Consider the following 17,076-nt stretch of genomic DNA (forward strand, 5'->3'; position numbering starts at 1 on the left):
AACGTAAAACGGCGGCCCTTTGATCAGGCCGCCGTTTCTATGTCTGGAGTATTCTAAGGGTAGATTACGCTGAACGCGACGCGCGTTTACGCTCATGCGGGTCAAGGTGGCGTTTGCGCAGACGCACGACGTTTGGTGTCACCTCAACCAACTCATCATCGTCGATATAGGCAATCGCTTCTTCAAGGGACAAACGGATTGGAGTGGTCAAACGAACGGCTTCATCTGTGCCGGACGCGCGGACGTTCGTCAGTTTTTTGCCTTTAAGGGGGTTCACCTCAAGGTCATTTTCACGGCTATGCTCGCCAATGATCATACCTTGGTATACGTCTTCTTGGCTACCGATGAAGAAACGACCACGGTCTTCAAGGTTGAAGATTGCGTAAGCAACAGACACACCATTTTCCATGGAAATCAGAACGCCAGCGCGACGGCCAGGGATCGATCCTTTATGCGGTGCCCATCCGTGGAAAACGCGGTTCAAAACGCCTGTACCGCGCGTATCGGTCAGAAATTCACCGTGATAACCAATCAGGCCACGTGACGGGATGGTCGCAATAATGCGGGTCTTGCCGCCTTGTTGCTTCATCTCGGTCATCTCGCCTTTACGTGCACCAGTGATTTTCTCGATCACTGCGCCGGAATATTCGTCATCCACGTCAATTGTGACTTCTTCGATTGGCTCAAGACGCTGGCCGTCTTCTTCGCGGAAAAGAACCTGTGGGCGCGAGATTGAAAGCTCGAAACCTTCGCGGCGCATGTTCTCAATCAGAACGCCCATCTGCAATTCACCGCGGCCCGCAACTTCAAAGGCGTCACCACCGGCGGTGTCCGTGACACGGATCGCTACGTTGGTTTCGGCCTCTTTCATCAGGCGCTCGCGAATAACACGTGATTGTACTTTTTTGCCGTCACGACCCGCAAGAGGGCTGTCGTTGATGCCGAAAGTGACTGTGATGGTGGGGGGATCAATCGGTTGTGCAGGGATCGCGTCCTCAACAGAAAGATCACAGATCGTATCGGCCACGGTCGCTTTGGTCATACCCGCAAGGCTTACGATATCGCCGGCTTCCGCTACATCAATCGGAGATTGGGCAAGACCGCGGAACGCCAGAATTTTAGTAACGCGGAACTGCTCAACTTTAGTACCATCGCGAGACAACGCTTTTACTGTTTCACCAGTACGCAACGTGCCTGCCTCAACGCGGCCAGTCAAAATACGGCCGATGAACGGATCAGCACCCAGCGTAGTCGCCAGCATGCGGAAAGGCTCTTCACGCTTCTGGATTTGCTTGGGGGCAGGGACGTGATCAACGACAAGCTTAAACAGCGCATCAAGGTTCTGACGGTCGCCCTCAAGGCTGTCGTCACACCAACCGTTACGGCCAGAAGCGTAGAGCGATGGGAAATCAAGTTGCTCGTCAGTTGCGTCAAGCGAAGCGAACAGATCAAAGACTTCGTCAAGCGCGCGATCAGGTTCCGCATCAGGCTTATCAACTTTGTTCAAAACCACGATTGGCTTGAGCCCAAGCGCGAGTGCTTTCGAGGTTACAAATTTTGTTTGGGGCATCGGACCCTCTGCGGCGTCCACGAGCAGAACAACACCGTCAACCATCGACAAGATCCGCTCTACCTCGGCGCCGAAGTCCGCGTGACCGGGGGTGTCAACGATGTTGATGCGCAAACCGTTCCATTCAACAGATGTCGCTTTGGCGAGAATCGTAATGCCGCGCTCACGCTCCAGATCGTTGCTATCCATGGCGCGTTCGGCCACTGCTTGGTTTTCGCGGAAAGCACCGGACTGTTTGAGAAGTTCGTCAACAAGGGTCGTTTTGCCGTGGTCAACGTGGGCGATGATCGCAATATTGCGCATATCCATTGGGTTTTTGCCTATATAGAGGGACGTGTTGTGTGCGCCTTATAGTGGCTTTTGCAAAAAGGCCAGAGACAAGGTGCGAGAAGCCGTTGACGCCGCCGAAGACCGGCGCTAAACCGCGCCTACTGTGTTACGCCGGTGTGGCGGAATGGTAGACGCAGGGGATTCAAAATCCCCCGATGGTGACATCGTGTCGGTTCGAGTCCGACCACCGGTACCACAGTAAAATGGAATGCCTGCGCCGCACGGTTTAGGCGGGCGTTCAGAGGTCTTCTAGAAAATATGATTCTTAGTCGTGGCGCTTAAGAGCGGTGTGATCTTTGCTTTCCGTGGTGCAATTTCGAAGAAATATTCAAACTAGGTTAGTGATAATCGCCGTGTTTGAAGCCCACATGATTGTTTCTGAGTTATGGTTAACCCGTAGACGTTTTTTATGGCAGCTGCTGCTTGTAACGCACCGTATTTCAAAGTTTTTTATGATTAACGATGAGTTGCGATTAGGTTCGCGTGTTGAAACAATCTATCAATAGGCCCCGTCAGATTTGTGTCCAACGCGGCTACTGATGGCATCTGGCTCGCTTGGTTTGTTCATCTAGCGTTATTTTTGTCTTTGGTGACTGTATGCTCTTACCTTATGCAGACCGTGGGCCGATCCTAGTGGCCCCATTCGTTAGTAAGTGAATGATCCGGTGCAGAGCACCTTCCCGACATTGCAAGACCTGTATCGCTACGGCGCAAATGTGCGCGCGCGTTTATATTCGGCGTCTCTGCCAATGCGGACTTCGTATTCAATGGGCGGCGGCCCGCAATTGATGCCCCTGAAATTTATCAACGTGGTGTCAATATTGGAGTAGACTAATGAGCGACTACACTCTTGATTGGGCCTCTGTTGCGGGCATTGATGGCGAAACAACTACGCTGAGCAATGGCAGTTCAGATGTGGCCGTTGTTATTGACACGCCCTCAAACGGGACTGGCGCCGTAACCGAAGTGACCGAGTTCAACGGTGTTCAGGCGCTTACGTCAGAGCATGCGGATCAGCCGAATGTTGCATCGTTAAGTTTTTCAGCGCCTATCACGGATGTGACGTTCAACTTGCTCGACATCGACCGCAGCAATGCGGACGGGTGGGGCGACACCGTCACAATTATCGCGCGCGATGCAGATGGAAACGAGCTTCCGGTAACGTTCAGCAATGTCACTGACGCGCAATCCGTTGACGGCAATTCGATCACTGGGGTGGCCGAACTGTTTGAAGCGCCACCGGTTGGCGTGACCATATCTGGTGCGGTGAAAACGCTGCAGATCATCCACGTAAAGTCGGAAACAAATCTACCAGCAAGCGGTATTATTGGGATCTCTGAAATTGGGTTCAACTTGGTGGTTAACGAAGATCCCGATGGCTATGTGGATGGAACTAATGATGATGATCTGATTGATCATAGGTTTGAAGATATCGATGGCGATGAGATTGATGACGCTGACGCCTTGCTGCCCCGTGCGCAGCCCAACGATGATGTCGTCTTGGCGGGGGCGGGTAATGACACGGTTTATGCAGCTGACGGCTCTGATGATGTGTTTGGCGGTGAGGGTAACGACCTTCTAAGGGGCGGTGCTGGTAAGGATTACGTCTCTGGCGGTGCAGGTGACGATGCCCTTTACGGCGATGACGGCGCAGACAGTTTGGTTGGTGGCGTGGGGGACGATACGCTGGACGGCGGGCTTGGCCGCGATGTTCTTTCTGGCGGCCTTGGTAACGACAGTCTGATCGGCGGTGGCGGTTTTGATATCCTTACAGGTGGCTTTGGCGCCGATGACCTGCAGGGCAACGATGGCGATGACACACTTATTGGTGGCGCAGGTGGGGATACGCTTCGCGGCGGTGACGGCAATGATACACTCGTTGGTGGCAGAACGGACATCAGCCAAGTAATTGATTTCAATGGGCTTGAAATAGGCGAGATACTAACGACCCAACTTGCGCATCAAGGGTTTACGGTTAGCAGCGGCAACCCCAAAACACCCGTAATGGTGTTTGATAGTGCGCAGCCAACGGGCGGTGACACGGACCTTGCCAGTGATACATTAGGCAAAGTTCTGATCCTATCTGAGGACCGCGACAAGAACGATCCTGACGATAACGCGGCCGGCGGCAGTTTCATTTTTGATTTTGATGGCCCCAGCACGGTACATTCCTTGACACTTTTTGATGTGGAAAGCGGCGCGACTGTTTCGCTTTTTGACGATCAAGGCGTGTTACTCAGCGTCCAGACAATATCAACCGACGATGGAGAGGCGATTACCCTCGACATTGATCAATCCGGTGCGGCGCAAATGGTTGTGACCCTTCATGGATCTGGTGCAATTGATAATCTGTCCCTTACTGTCGATAACGCAGAAGGTGATCTTGGCGATAAGCTGATGGGCGGGGCTGGGGATGATGTTCTTACAGGCGGTGCCGGCGCCGATACGATTGACGGGGGCGATGACCGTGATGTCATCGTGGGAGGAACGGCAGGTGACGTTGTAACTGGCGGTACGGGGTCAAGTACGGCCAACGATGCGGATGACATCGACATTCTTGATCTTCGGGGGCTTGGCCCTTTTCGGGTTGTTCAACACAGCCTCGATGCGGATGAAAACTCAACTTCGGGGCGGGTTGAGTTTTTGGATACCGACGGCACGGTCACGCATTCCCTTGCTTATGCTGAGATCGAGCAAATTTAAGGAGATCGCGTTAGCAGCGCACCGATTGCGCGCGATGATACGGCGGCCACAGTGGAAAGCATTCCGATCACCGTCGATGTGATTGCAAATGACGAGGACCCCGAAGGCGGTGCACTAAAGATCACCTCAGCATTTGTTTCAGCGACCCAAGGCACCGTTGAGATCATCTCCAACAAGATCGTGTTCACACCGGTTGCCGATTTCACAGGCGAAGCCGCGATAAACTACACCGCAGAAGACCTTGAAGGGAACGCGGCGGACGCAATTGCTGTTGTTACTGTCAAAGAGGCACCTCGGGACGGGACCATTATGGGGACCTCGGGTGATGATCTGATCGATCTGGCCTACCGAGGTGATCCTGACGATGACCGTGTTGATGCCCTTGATGAAGTGGTCACAGGCGAAGGACCCAATGACGATATTATTCTTGCGGGCGATGGCAACGATACGGTGTTTGCGGGCCTTGGCGATGATGATGTCAGCGGTGGCCTTGGGAATGATGTTTTGCACGGTGAAGCGGGGGCGGATCACCTGTCTGGTGGAGGCGGTGATGATACGTTCCGGGTTACCTCGGCCGCGGATGGTGCGGGTGATGAAATCATTGGCGGTGAAGACCCCGATGGGCAGGACACAGATACGCTGGATTTGCGCGGCAGCGGGCATTTGCGTGTTCAAATGGACCCCGATGACGAAGAAGCGGGCACCGTGCGGTTTCTTGATGGCGCGGGTGGTGCAGTCACGGGATCGCTTAGGTTTTTCGAAATTGAGAATGTTATCCCCTGTTTCACGCCTGGCACGCGCATCGCGACAGATAAGGGTGAGCGCTTGGTCCAAGACCTGCGCGATGGGGACCGCGTGATTACACGGGACAACGGTATCCAAGAAATCAGATGGGTTGGCCGCAAAGACGTGAACCACAAAGGGCTGGCCGGCGCGCCGGAGCTCAAGCCTGTGATCATTAGGGCAGGCGCGTTGGGGAATGACCTACCAGAACGCGACATGATCGTCAGTCCGAACCATAGGATGCTAATAGCCAACGACCGCGCAGAGCTGTACTTCGAAGAGCGTGAGGTGCTTGTCAGTGCTAAACATTTAGTAGGTAGCGATGGAATTGAGCGGCTGGACACGAAAAGTGCCAGCTATATCCACTTCATGTTCGACCAGCATGAGGTTGTGTTGTCTGACGGTACATGGTCCGAGAGTTTTCAGCCCGGTGACTACACCATGCGGGGTATTGATCGTGCTCAGCGCGATGAGATTTTCTCGCTGTTTCCGGAACTGAATAGCGATGCTGGCATGCAAGATTACACCAGTGCACGTAAATCGCTGAAAGCCTATGAGGCGCGGCTATTGGTTCCCAAGTAAGGCAGCCAAACCGCTCAGCCCATGGCTGGTGCGCCAAGTCTGCCAAGCTTCTGGCGTATCAAGATCAAGGGTGGCGCGGTCGCCTTCAAGTGGGATCGAACCATGATGTTTGGCGTTGTCGCTCACGATAGATGCAGCGCCCCGATCTCCCGAAAGCCCGTCAAATTGTACAAAGAGCGAGCGATCAAAGATCACCGGATGACCCGCTTTTCCATCGGCAGTGGCGGCCTGAAGGATTTTGAGGCGCGAGGCCTGAAACACGGCCCATATCATCGACAGATCACTGGCGGTAATTGCTGGCATGTCCGCGGGTAAGATCATCACGGCGGTCACGTGTGACGGCAGGGAAGCGACCCCAGCTTTGAGCGAAGCAGACATGCCCTCATGGGCGTTTTTACATATAACAGCGGTCGCGCCGTCTGTTAAACTCATGCGCGGATGATCTGCAGCTGGAACCGTCACGATAACATCATCAGTCACCTTTAGGGCGCGCTGAACCATTGCCGTTAGACAAGGTGTGCCGCTGACATCTTCAAAACACTTGTCAGCGCCGCGCATCCGCGTTGAGGCACCTGCGGCGGGAATAAGAATGGCGAGGTGCATCAGGTATTTCTGCTTTCTGGTGTGCGCCTTACCCGTTCACGGGTGGTTCACGTTTTGATGAGGCGCGGGCTTTGTACTGCCCCTCTGCCACAGCTTCTGTTTATGGTTTATTAAGTAACGGTATAGGACTTATCATGTTGAAAAAAGCTCTGTTTGCGGCGGTAAGCGCGACAGCCCTCATCTCCTTCGGCTCATCTGCACTGGCGGCCTCTGTCAGTTTGGCTGAAGGATGGAAAAACCAACGGCTGTCACTGTTTTCAAAGAACGATTACGACTTCGGTCAGAGCCTGGGCATTGCATCAGATGGGGCTGTGTCCATTGCGTGGCGCAAACTGCCGCGCAGTTTTTGGGAGGCCGAGCGCGCCTCATGGAACTGGTCCGTGAGCCAATCTGTTCCTGCAACAGATCTGAGCGTGAAAGGCGGTGATGATCGCAACATCTCGATCTATTTTCTGTTTGCCCCCGATGATCAGGCCGAAAAGTTGGCTGGCGCTGGCATCAGATCGCTGTTGGGAAATGATGACCTGCGCGTGATCCAATATGCATGGGGTGGTAATCATAGCCGCGGCGCTTTGTTGCAATCACCTTACCAGCCGGGCCAAGGGGTGACGGTTGCGTTGCGGCCGGCTGGTACGGGAACACATTCTGAAAGCGTTAATTTATCGAATGATTTTCGTAAAGCTTTCGGCGGGACATCGGGCAAACTTTTAGGGATTGCCGTCTCTAGCGATAGCGATGACACCGATAGCGTTATTCGTGCGCAGATCAGCAATTTTCAGATCGACTGAGTTAACTTTCTAAGCAAATGAAAAGGGGCGGTCCAATCGACCGCCCCTTGTTAATTCTTTGATGAAATATGTTCCATTTACTTCTCTGGGATCAACCCACGGGGGAAGAACCGCAAAACCAGCAGCAAGATCAATCCCATCGTCAGCAAACGCATATGTGCAACACTGGCCAGAAGGCGTTCTTTGATCCACCACGCGTCAGGCATCGGGTCTGTGATAAAGCCCATAAGGGCCGCACCGTATGGTTCTACCTGAACCCACAGGAACCAGATCAGAAAGCCACCCAACACGGAGCCGTAGTTATTGCCCGAGCCCCCAACGATCACCATCACCCAGATGAGGAATGTGAAACGAAGCGGCTGATAACTGCTTGGGGTAAGTTGACCGTCAAGTGTGACCATCATTGCCCCCGCAACGCCGCAAATAGCCGATCCCAGAACAAAGATTTGCAGGTGCCGCGCCGTGACATCTTTGCCCATCGCGCGGGCAGCGGTTTCATTGTCACGGATAGCGCGCATCATGCGGCCCCATGGGGATTTCAGCGCCAGCTCTGCGGCAAGGAAAATCAGCAATAGGACAATGACAAACAACACCGAATAGCTGAGTTTGACATAAAGTGTCGAGGCCGTGACCGGATCAATGTTGAGCGAGGCTGCGCGCTCTACGAACTGCGCACTTTCCTGCAACTCGATTTCTGACGGTACAGGGCGCTCAATACCGATGACGTTTTTAACCCCACGGGCAAGCCAGTCTTCGTTTTTCATCACCGCGATGACAATTTCGGAAATACCAAGGGTCGCAATGGCCAAATAGTCACTGCGCAGGCCAAGAGCCGTTTTGCCGATCACCCAAGCAGCTGCGGCAGCAAACACACCGCCAACAGGCCACGCGAACAGAATGGGCAGATTAAGCCCACCAATGTTGCCTGAAACCGCAGGATCGATTGCTTCGATACGTGCCACAGCGGGATCAAAAATGGCGCGGTAGATGAAGAACCCGACAATAAGAAGAAGCGGCGTGACAATGGTGCGCACGCGCCCTGTTGTTTTGCCACGCACAAAAATTGTAAGGGCGATTGTGGCAAACCCCATCAAAAGGGCTGCGATGACTTGGAACCCACCAGCGGACCATGCACCCGGTGTAACGGGTTCCGAGACAAGCACAGCAGCAAGGCCGCCAAGCGCCAAGAAGCCCATGACGCCGATGTTGAACAAGCCTGCAAAACCCCACTGAAGGTTAACGCCGATCGCCATAATGGCCGAGATCAACCCCATGTTCAGGATCAACAGCGCCGAGTTCCAACCAGAGGTAAATCCTGTCAGCAAGATCAGGCCAAAGACGGCGGCAAAGAGGGCGGTGTTTTTGACAGAAACCATCAGACTGACTTCCCTTTAAACAGACCCGTCGGCTTGAAGAGCAAGACAATGACAAGCAATGCAAAGCTGACGGCGAATTTGTAATCGGTGGACAAAAGCTGTACGAGACCGGTCGGCTCAAGCGCGTCGGGTAGGGTGTAGACAAGCACTTTTTTCCACGCATATGTGATGAGAACTTCGGAGTAGGCGATCAGAAAGCCCCCGAAGATCGCGCCAAGCGGATTGCCCAAACCACCTACAACTGCGCTGGCAAAAATTGGCAGAAGAAGTTGGAAATATGTGAACGGTTTAAATGACTTATCCAATCCGTAAAGCACACCCGCAATTGTCGCCAGCGTTGCCACGATCATCCACGTGACCATAACCACACGCTCGGGATTGATGCCGGACAACAGCGCTAGGTCCTCGTTATCAGAGTAGGCGCGCATGGATTTACCGGTTCGTGTGCGGTTCAAGAAATAAAAGAGCATCGCAACAACCAGCACAGCAACAACGATTGTGATGCCTTGGGTGGTTTTGAGTGCGAGTCCTTCGCGCAAGCCGGTCATTTCCTTGAATTCTCGCGCAGAAATGATGAACCGCTCACCATCGGCAAAGCGGCGATCATCGGGGCCGATCAGAATGCGAACCAGACCGTTCATGATGAACATAACACCCATTGAAACGATGACGAAAATCACAGGTGCGGCTTTTTGGGTGCGATAAAAGCGGTAAACGCCCGCATCCGTAAGCAGAACCAGCCCGATCGTTGCGGCGATCCCAAAGGGAAGCGCAAGAAGGGCTGTGGGAAGCGGTCCAAAGCTGACGCCCCAACTTTGCAGTACAACCGTTGCGCCGATTGTGGCCATAGTGCCGAAAGCCATTGTGTCGCCGTGTGCGAAGTTTGAAAATCGCAAAATGCCGTAAATCAGCGTAACGCCCAATGCACCAAGGGCCAGCTGCGCGCCGTATGCGGTTGCGGGAATAAGCACGAAATTTGTTAGTGCGACGATAGCGTTAAGATAGTCCATCGTTCAGCCTCCCAAGAATGATTTACGAACTTCAGGGTCCGCAAGAAGGTCTTTGCCGGTGCCTGTAAACGCATTTGCGCCTTGGACCAGCACATAGCCTTTGTCTGCAATTTCAAGCGCTTGGCGGGCGTTTTGTTCCACCATCAAGATGGAAATGCCTGTGCGTGCCACTTCGATAATGCGGTCAAAAAGCTCGTCCATCACGATTGGGCTTACGCCAGCAGTAGGCTCATCCAGCATCAAGACCGTTGGTTTTGTCATGAGCGCGCGGCCCACGGCCACTTGCTGACGTTGCCCGCCTGACAGCTCACCTGCTGCTTGATTGCGCTTGTCACGCAAAATCGGGAACAACGTATAGACCTGTTCCATCGTGTCTTTGATGTCATCCGTGCGGATAAACGCGCCCATCTCAAGGTTTTCTTCGACAGTCATGGACGTAAAGATGTTTGAGGTCTGCGGCACGAAGCCCATGCCTTCGCGCACACGCGCCTGAGGGCTGAGTTTCGTGATGTCTTTCCCGTTCAGAAACACGCCGCCTTGGCGCACATCCAGCATGCCGAAAACGGCCTTCATTGCGGTTGATTTACCGGCCCCGTTAGGTCCAACGATGACGGCAATCTCGCCTTTATCGACGCCAATGGTGCAATTGTGCAAAATGTCGGGGCCTTTGCCGTAGCCGCCGGTCATGTCGCGCCCGATCAAGAATGGCTCGCTCATGTCGTCACCTCGGCCTGTGCTTTGTCTTTGTTTTTCAGGCCAGTGCCTAAATAGGCTTCGATGACCTGCTCGTTGGCTTTAATCTCGGGCAGGGTGCCTTCGGCAAGGACTTTGCCTTCTGCCATACAGATCACTGGGTCGCAAAGCCGGCCGATGAAATCCATGTCATGTTCAATCACGACGAATGTATAGCCACGCTCTTTGTTGAGCCGGATAATCGCGTCCCCGATCGTGTTGAGAAGGGTGCGGTTCACACCGGCGCCAACTTCATCAAGAAACACAATCTTGGCGTCAACCATCATGGTGCGCCCCAGTTCCAACAGCTTTTTCTGACCACCAGAAATCTGTCCCGCTTTGTGATCTGCAAGGTGCTCAACGGTCAGGAATTCCAAAACTTCGTCGGCTTTGGCACGCAACGCACGTTCCTGATCAGCGATCCGCTTACGGCCAAACCACGTGTTCCAAAGGGTTTCACCGGCTTGCGCGCCCGGGACCATCATCAGGTTCTCGCGGCACGACATAGATGAAAACTCATGGGCAATCTGGAAGGTACGCAGCAAGCCCTTGTGAAACAGCTGGTGCGGTTCAAGTCCCGTAATGTCTTCGCCGTCCATTGTCACACGGCCGCCAGACGGTTTAAGAACACCCGCTATCACATTGAAAAGAGTTGTTTTTCCTGCACCATTAGGTCCGATAAGGCCCGTTATTGACCCGCTCTGGATCTCGAGGCTAGCGCCATCGACTGCCCGAAAGCCGCCAAAGTGCTTGGACAGATTGTCCACTTTGATCATGATCTTGAGTTCCCCTTAACAAAACAGCCCGACACAAGATCGGGCTGTTCTTTAGTTTTGTGATAGGTCGGCTTAGCGGTACTTGACCACTTTCAGCTCGCCACCTTCGAATGTGATCTGACGGTAGTTACCAGCGCTTTCGCCGGGTCCGATCAGCTCAACTGCAGACGCACCAACGTAGTCGATCTCTTCGCCGGCTTTGATCAGTTCGAGCGCTTTGCCCAACTCACCGGGGAAGATTTCGATGCCCGGTGCGTTTGCAACGTCCATCACGTGGTCTTTGTAGTCAGACGGATCTTTGCTGTCTGCTGCTTGCATCGCCAGCATGATAAGTGCTGCCGCGTCATAGCTTTCTGCAGAGAAAGGTGATGTTGGGTTGAACTTGTCGCCGATCAGCTCTGCGTATTTCATCGCACCTGGGCTGTCTGTGCCCGGGTTTTGACCTGTTGAGCCGTCAATCTCTGAGCCGAAGTTCTCAACAAGCGCGTCAGAAATCATACCGTCAGGGAAGTGGAATGTGTCGAATGCGCCGCTATCGAGAGCCGCACGAACGATGCCCGAACCACCTTGGTCAACGTAACCAGCGACAACCAAACGGTCACCACCAGCGGATGCCAACGCGCCAACTTCAGCAGAGTAGTCTGCTTTGCCGTCTTCGTGTGCTGCAGAAATTGTTACTGTGCCGCCAGCTGCTTCAAACGCAGTTTGGAACGCATCAGCAAGGCCTTTGCCGTAATCGTTGTTTGTGTAGGTCAACGCAACTTCGTTGATGCCTTCTTCGAGCAGAACATCTGTCATTACAACGCCTTGGCGCGCGTCAGATGGTGCTGTGCGGAAGAACAGACCGTTGTCTTCTGCTGTGGAAAGGCCAGGTGATGTCGCGGATGGCGAGATCATGACAGTGCCGTTTGCCAGAGCAACGTTTGACAGGATCGCGCCGGTGACGCCTGAACAGTCAGCGCCCATGATGCCGTCGACTTTGTCGGATGTGACCAGACGCTCGGCAGCAGCCGTTGCCGCAGCTGCATCAATACATGTGCTGTCTGCGCGTACGCCAGTTACTTTTGCCGCGTCCAACAGCATGCCTGAAGCAGTTACTTCTTCAATCGCTGCTTCTGCGCCGCCAGCCATTTGCTGTGCCAGAGATTCAAGCGGGCCAGTGAAGCCCAAAATGATTCCGAGTTTAACTTCTTTACCGTGGCCGCCTGCAAAGGCAGTTGTTGCCGTAACAGCTGTAAGTGCTGTCGCCATCAACAATTTTTTCATAACAATCTCCCATGTCGGATCTAAAATGTCCGTTCACGACATTACGCATAGATTCGCAAATAGGGAAGCAGTTTCCTAACGTAAACAGCCGATTAATGAGATGAAATGCGCAATAAAATTAGCCTGATCCTTAGCCTCGGCCTGCGTGCGCACCCCGTTCGCGGTAGGGTGTGGTGTCATAGTGGGACCGGTAGCATTTGGAAAAATGCGATGGCGAGGCAAAACCACACGCAAGTGCTACGTTAATGACACTCATATCCGTCTGGATCAGCAAGTTCCGCGCCTTTTGCAAACGCAGTTCCATGTAATAGCGCTTAGGGCTGCGCGACAGATATCTACGGAAAAGCCGCTCAAGCTGTCGGGTCGACATGCCCACGTCTTTTGCAAGTACACCGGGGCTGATCGGTTCTTCGATGTTGGCTTCCATCATCTGAATAACCAGGCTCAATTTCGGGTGCCGCACGCCAATGCGCGTGGGGATAGACAAACGCTGGCTGTCCTGGTCCGTGCGAATAGAGGAATAAATTAGCTGATCCGCGACAGAGTTAGCTAAATCTTGCCCGTGTTCTGCGGCAATAATCTTGAGCATCAGGTCAATCGATGCGGTGCCTCCGGCAGTGGTGAAGCGGTTGCCGTCCATCACAAAGACGGACTTCGTCAGTTCCACATCCTCGAATTCCTCGGCAAAGCTGTCTTGGTTTTCCCAGTGGATCGTCGCGCGGCGTCCGTCAAGCAAACCCGCTTTCGCCATTGTAAAAGCAGCTGTGCACAGGCCACCCATTTGCACCCCACGGCGGCTTTCGCGGCGCATCCAGTTCATCAGTTTGGTGGTGGTAACTTGCTGTACCTCAAGGCCGCCGCAAATCATCACAATGTCATCGCGGCTCAACTCATCAAGGCCGCCCTGAAGCTGAAACGGAATGCCTGCAGAGCATGTGACGACACTATCATCATTCGCGCCCATCTCGCCAACAAGACGCCATTCATAGAGCGGCTTGCTCGCCATCATGTTTGCAAGACGCAGCGATTCCACTGCCGCAGAAAAGCACAACAGCGTAAAGTTCTCGAGTAGGACAAACACAATCCGTTTAGGTTTGCCGTCCGTTTTCACCTCGATGATCTGATGTTTCTCCGCCATGTTCTTGCCTCTCCCGAAAACGCAACGTCAAATAGCAACAGCACCAAACTGCATCTTATTCAAGGAAAAACGCGCCTCGGGTGACAAAGCCCATTGGAACTGTGCAAAAGTCGGGGTATCAGCTTTTGTGCTAACGCTAACGTCGTGACGAGGATACCCAATGACCAACTGGACCAAAGATGCATGGCGCGCAAAACCGCGCGTACAAATGCCAGACTACACCGATGCTGCGGCATTGGCCGGCGTCGAGGAACAGTTGCGCCGATATCCACCGCTGGTTTTTGCAGGCGAAGCGCGCCGTTTGAAGGCCGAGCTTGCCGCCGCATCGCGCGGTGAGGCGTTCTTGTTACAAGGCGGCGATTGCGCCGAAAGCTTCTCTGAATTTTCTGCAGACACCATTCGCGACACATTCAAAGTCATGCTGCAAATGGCGATGGTCTTGACCTATGGCGCCAAAGTCCCCGTGGTCAAAGTTGGCCGGATGGCAGGCCAGTTTGCCAAACCACGCTCCGCACCGACCGAGACAAAGGGCGATCAGGAATTGCCGAGCTACCGTGGTGATATCATCAACGGGTTCGACTTCACGCCAGAGGCACGCATCCCCGATCCAAAGCGCATGCTGCAGGCTTACACCCAAGCGGCGGCATCTTTGAACTTGGTGCGCGCTTTCTCAACCGGTGGCTATGCTGACGTTCATCAGGTCCATGCTTGGACACTGGGTTTTACGGGCAGTGGCGAGGCGCAAAAATACCGTGAGGTCGCAGACCGTATTTCAGACACGCTCGACTTTATGAAAGCTGCTGGTGTGACCCAAGAGACGGCGCATACGTTGCAATCCGTTGATTTCTACACGTCACACGAAGCGTTGCTGTTGGAATATGAAGAAGCCATGTGCCGTGAAGACAGCACAACAGGTCTGCCTGTTGCTGGCTCTGGTCACATGATCTGGATCGGTGATCGGACACGCCAGCCAGATGGTGCCCATGTTGAATTCTGCCGCGGTGTGCAAAACCCGATTGGTTTGAAGTGCGGACCAACGACAACAGCCGAAGACCTCAAAGTTCTGATGTCAAAACTGAACCCGACAAACGAAGAGGGACGCTTGACCCTTATCGCGCGGTTCGGTGCGGGCAGCGTGGGCGATCACCTGCCGCGCCTCATTCAAGCGGTCAAAGAAGAGGGTGCGAACGTGCTTTGGTCTTGTGACGCGATGCACGGTAACACGATCAAAGCGGCGTCAGGGTACAAGACCCGTCCGTTTGAAAGCGTTCTGCGTGAGGTTCAGGAATTCTTTGCAATCCACCGTGCTGAAAACACAATCCCCGGTGGTGTGCATTTTGAGATGACTGGGCAAGATGTGACCGAATGTACAGGCGGTGTCCGTGCGGTAACCGATGAGAACTTGTCTGATCGCTACCACACAGCGTGCGATCCACGTTTGAACGCGTCGCAGTCTCTTGAGCTGGCGTTTTTGGTATCCGAAGAGCTATCGGCCCTGCGTAATGCGACCCAACAGGCCGCAGCGAGCTGATCTAAAGTAATCATAATAAAACAAACTAAGCCCCAAGTTAGCGCTCGGGGCTTTTTGTATGTCTAAACAAATTCTTAATCCTAAGAAAAAGGATTATCTGTCAAATGTAAGTACTTGTAAATTTGGCTTTTTACTGGACTTAGACTGAAATTCATCCGCGCTAATTACAGGGGTATCTTCTGTTGGTTGCGGCGCTGGTCTACTGCTTAGAATTGCGTCAGCTGTACTACCCGTCGGGTCTTTCAGCAGCGGCCGGACATCTGTCTCAAGAATGTTGAACCGGCGCGGTGCGCGTCCAATTTTGCCGTTGGTGACAAAGGCACCCAAAACGCGGCTTACGTCACCGAAGTCTGATTTGAGCGGCAACAGAATGATCTTCGCGTCCAAACTGTCACGCCCAACACCTGTTTCAGCGCGCAGCGTAAGGGTGACACAAGCAGGGCTGTCGAACATTTGGTCAATGGCCTCGGCCATCTGTTGACGCTCGTGCGGAACAATAAAGCTCGACAATGGCATGCCGCGCACTTCCATACCCATCAGATCAGATCAGATCAGACATGTGCATGCCCGCAAGCCGTAAACGTACAAGGCCCGGGGCGATACGTTCACCAATAAATGCGTATTCCAACAGATTCTCTATGCCGCGCGGGTTCACATCCGCCCGATCTGGCATCAAGCGTGTACCGCGAAGCGCTTCCCAATAGGCCTCTGTCTGCGCAATCGCTGGGAACCGAAGCTCTGCACGATGATCAAAGATCGAGACAACATTGGTAGGGGGCGCAAGACGTGGCGCATTGGGTTTAGAGGTCATGGCTCAAGGATCCGTGTAAAATCTGCAAGTCGACTAATCCTCACTATACCGTAAATTAGCGTGTCGCGGTGCAAAATGTAAACGAGTGGTTAACGCATCTGGCGCGGGGCACGTATCAGGCCTTGCCTTGCTTTCAGCAGGGCGTCACAAATGGGGCTAAGGATCCACTGACGCGAGGCCAAAATGACACTTTCAATGACTGGCTTTGCCACATGTTCAGGGCAATTAGACGGCTATAGTTGGACGTGGGAAATACGTGCCGTAAACGGCCGTGGTCTTGATCTGCGCATCCGCGTCCCCGAATGGATTGAGGGTCTTGAGGTCGCTGCGCGTAAAGCCGCACAAGGTGCTGCCGAGCGTGGCAACATCACGCTGAATTGCAAAGTAACGCGGCAAGATAATGGCGCAGGGTTCACGGTAGATGAGGCACGGCTTCATGATGTCTTGAGCGCGCTCAAACAGATTGCGCAAGCGGCTGCGGATCACGGTCTAGACACAACGCCGCCAAGCACCGTCGAGATTTTAGCCTACCGCGGGGTTGTGGACACAGAGGCAGCCAGTACTGATACGGCGCCCTTATCAGCGGCAATTTTGGGCGATTTACCAACGCTGTTGCACAGCTTTAACCAGATGCGAAGCGATGAAGGCGCGGCTTTGCACGGCATCCTGACAGACCAGTTAAACCAGATTGAAGTGCTCACGTATCAGGCCGCAAACATCATCGAAACACGTGCAGACGACATGAAGGCGCGCTTTGCTGAAAGTCTGACACGGGTTTCTGCAAACCTTTCAGATGACATCGACGCGGGGCGTGTGGCACAGGAAATTGCGCTTTTGGCAGTGAAGGCTGATGTGGCTGAAGAGCTGGATAGGTTGCGCGCGCATATCGCTGCGGGGCGGGAATTATTGGCCCAAACAGGCGCCAAGGGCCGTAAACTTGATTTTCTTAGCCAAGAATTCAACCGCGAAGCGAACACTCTGTGCGCCAAGGCGAACCACACGGAACTGACGACAATCGGACTTGCCCTTAAGGCCGTGATCGACCAAATGCGTGAACAAATCCAAAACGTGGAGTAA

At 53.6% G+C, this 17,076-nt stretch carries 15 protein-coding genes and 1 tRNA gene; 6 read left to right on the top strand and 10 right to left on the bottom strand.

What is annotated here, in order from left to right; translation table 11 throughout:
• Positions 1-64 precede the first annotated feature (64 nt).
• Positions 65-1,879, bottom strand: coding sequence for a translational GTPase TypA (typA, locus tag NIG5292_RS01110; protein WP_048597489.1), 1,815 nt, complete (start codon positions 1,877-1,879; stop codon positions 65-67).
• A gap of 131 nt (positions 1,880-2,010) precedes the next feature.
• On the opposite strand from typA, the gene NIG5292_RS01115 reads away from it, so the two are divergent.
• The 3 genes from NIG5292_RS01115 (at position 2,011) to NIG5292_RS15245 (ending at position 5,968) form a co-directional block, all read left to right on the top strand.
• Positions 2,011-2,096: transfer RNA gene (locus tag NIG5292_RS01115), tRNA-Leu, on the top strand.
• A 638-nt stretch (positions 2,097-2,734) separates the two neighbouring features.
• The gene (locus NIG5292_RS01120) at positions 2,735-4,603 is read left to right on the top strand and encodes a calcium-binding protein (RefSeq protein ID WP_048597490.1); all 1,869 of its coding nucleotides are present in this window, start codon (positions 2,735-2,737) and stop codon (positions 4,601-4,603) included.
• A gap of 24 nt (positions 4,604-4,627) precedes the next feature.
• On the top strand, positions 4,628-5,968 hold the full coding sequence (locus NIG5292_RS15245; protein WP_503121275.1) for a Hint domain-containing protein: 1,341 nt from the start codon (positions 4,628-4,630) through the stop codon (positions 5,966-5,968).
• Here NIG5292_RS15245 and NIG5292_RS01130 read toward each other — a convergent pair.
• Positions 5,951-6,571 (bottom strand): nucleotidyltransferase family protein, encoded by a 621-nt coding sequence (locus NIG5292_RS01130; protein ID WP_048597492.1) that lies wholly within the window; start codon positions 6,569-6,571, stop codon positions 5,951-5,953. The two genes, NIG5292_RS15245 and NIG5292_RS01130, sit on opposite strands and share 18 nt — an antisense overlap.
• 134 nt (positions 6,572-6,705) lie before the next feature.
• Between NIG5292_RS01130 and NIG5292_RS01135 the strand changes: the two genes are divergently transcribed.
• The gene (locus NIG5292_RS01135) at positions 6,706-7,359 is read left to right on the top strand and encodes a DUF3047 domain-containing protein (protein ID WP_048597493.1); all 654 of its coding nucleotides are present in this window, start codon (positions 6,706-6,708) and stop codon (positions 7,357-7,359) included.
• 77 nt (positions 7,360-7,436) lie between these two features.
• Here the strand turns inward: NIG5292_RS01135 and NIG5292_RS01140 are convergent, their stop codons facing one another.
• The 6 genes from NIG5292_RS01140 to NIG5292_RS01165 all read right to left on the bottom strand — a co-directional run bounded on the left by NIG5292_RS01140 (position 7,437) and on the right by NIG5292_RS01165 (position 13,657).
• The gene (locus NIG5292_RS01140) at positions 7,437-8,738 is read right to left on the bottom strand and encodes a branched-chain amino acid ABC transporter permease (RefSeq protein ID WP_143081953.1); all 1,302 of its coding nucleotides are present in this window, start codon (positions 8,736-8,738) and stop codon (positions 7,437-7,439) included.
• Entirely contained in the window at positions 8,735-9,745 is a 1,011-nt protein-coding gene (locus tag NIG5292_RS01145) for a branched-chain amino acid ABC transporter permease (protein WP_048597495.1), read from the bottom strand. Before NIG5292_RS01145 ends, NIG5292_RS01140 begins: the two co-directional genes overlap by 4 nt.
• Before the next feature lie 3 nt (positions 9,746-9,748).
• Positions 9,749-10,462, bottom strand: a complete 714-nt coding sequence (locus NIG5292_RS01150; RefSeq protein WP_048597496.1) for an ABC transporter ATP-binding protein — start codon at positions 10,460-10,462, stop codon at positions 9,749-9,751.
• Entirely contained in the window at positions 10,459-11,253 is a 795-nt protein-coding gene (locus NIG5292_RS01155; protein WP_048597497.1) for an ABC transporter ATP-binding protein, read from the bottom strand. Before NIG5292_RS01155 ends, NIG5292_RS01150 begins: the two co-directional genes overlap by 4 nt.
• 72 nt (positions 11,254-11,325) lie before the next feature.
• Positions 11,326-12,519: an ABC transporter substrate-binding protein gene (locus NIG5292_RS01160; RefSeq protein ID WP_048597498.1), complete on the bottom strand. Its 1,194-nt coding sequence runs from the start codon at positions 12,517-12,519 to the stop codon at positions 11,326-11,328.
• Between the two features lie 130 nt (positions 12,520-12,649).
• On the bottom strand, positions 12,650-13,657 hold the full coding sequence (locus NIG5292_RS01165) for a GlxA family transcriptional regulator (RefSeq protein WP_048597499.1): 1,008 nt from the start codon (positions 13,655-13,657) through the stop codon (positions 12,650-12,652).
• A gap of 160 nt (positions 13,658-13,817) precedes the next feature.
• Here NIG5292_RS01165 and NIG5292_RS01170 point away from each other — a divergent pair, with 160 nt between their 5' ends.
• Entirely contained in the window at positions 13,818-15,188 is a 1,371-nt protein-coding gene (locus NIG5292_RS01170) for a class II 3-deoxy-7-phosphoheptulonate synthase (RefSeq protein WP_048597500.1), read from the top strand.
• A gap of 93 nt (positions 15,189-15,281) precedes the next feature.
• Here the strand turns inward: NIG5292_RS01170 and NIG5292_RS15100 are convergent, their stop codons facing one another.
• Together NIG5292_RS15100 and NIG5292_RS15105 are read right to left on the bottom strand one after the other, a co-directional pair.
• A complete protein-coding gene (locus NIG5292_RS15100) occupies positions 15,282-15,725 on the bottom strand; it encodes a PAS domain-containing protein (RefSeq protein ID WP_053084815.1) in 444 nt (147 codons plus the stop codon).
• Positions 15,726-15,729: 4 nt separating this feature from the next.
• Positions 15,730-15,999 (bottom strand): PAS domain-containing protein, encoded by a 270-nt coding sequence (locus NIG5292_RS15105; RefSeq protein WP_053084816.1) that lies wholly within the window; start codon positions 15,997-15,999, stop codon positions 15,730-15,732.
• 195 nt (positions 16,000-16,194) lie between these two features.
• Here NIG5292_RS15105 and NIG5292_RS01180 point away from each other — a divergent pair, with 195 nt between their 5' ends.
• Complete coding sequence (locus NIG5292_RS01180; RefSeq protein ID WP_048597501.1) at positions 16,195-17,076, top strand: YicC/YloC family endoribonuclease; 882 nt, start codon at positions 16,195-16,197, stop codon at positions 17,074-17,076.

Origin of the sequence: Nereida ignava (genome assembly GCF_001049735.1) — a bacterium.
In the GTDB taxonomy this organism is placed as follows: domain Bacteria; phylum Pseudomonadota; class Alphaproteobacteria; order Rhodobacterales; family Rhodobacteraceae; genus Nereida; species Nereida ignava.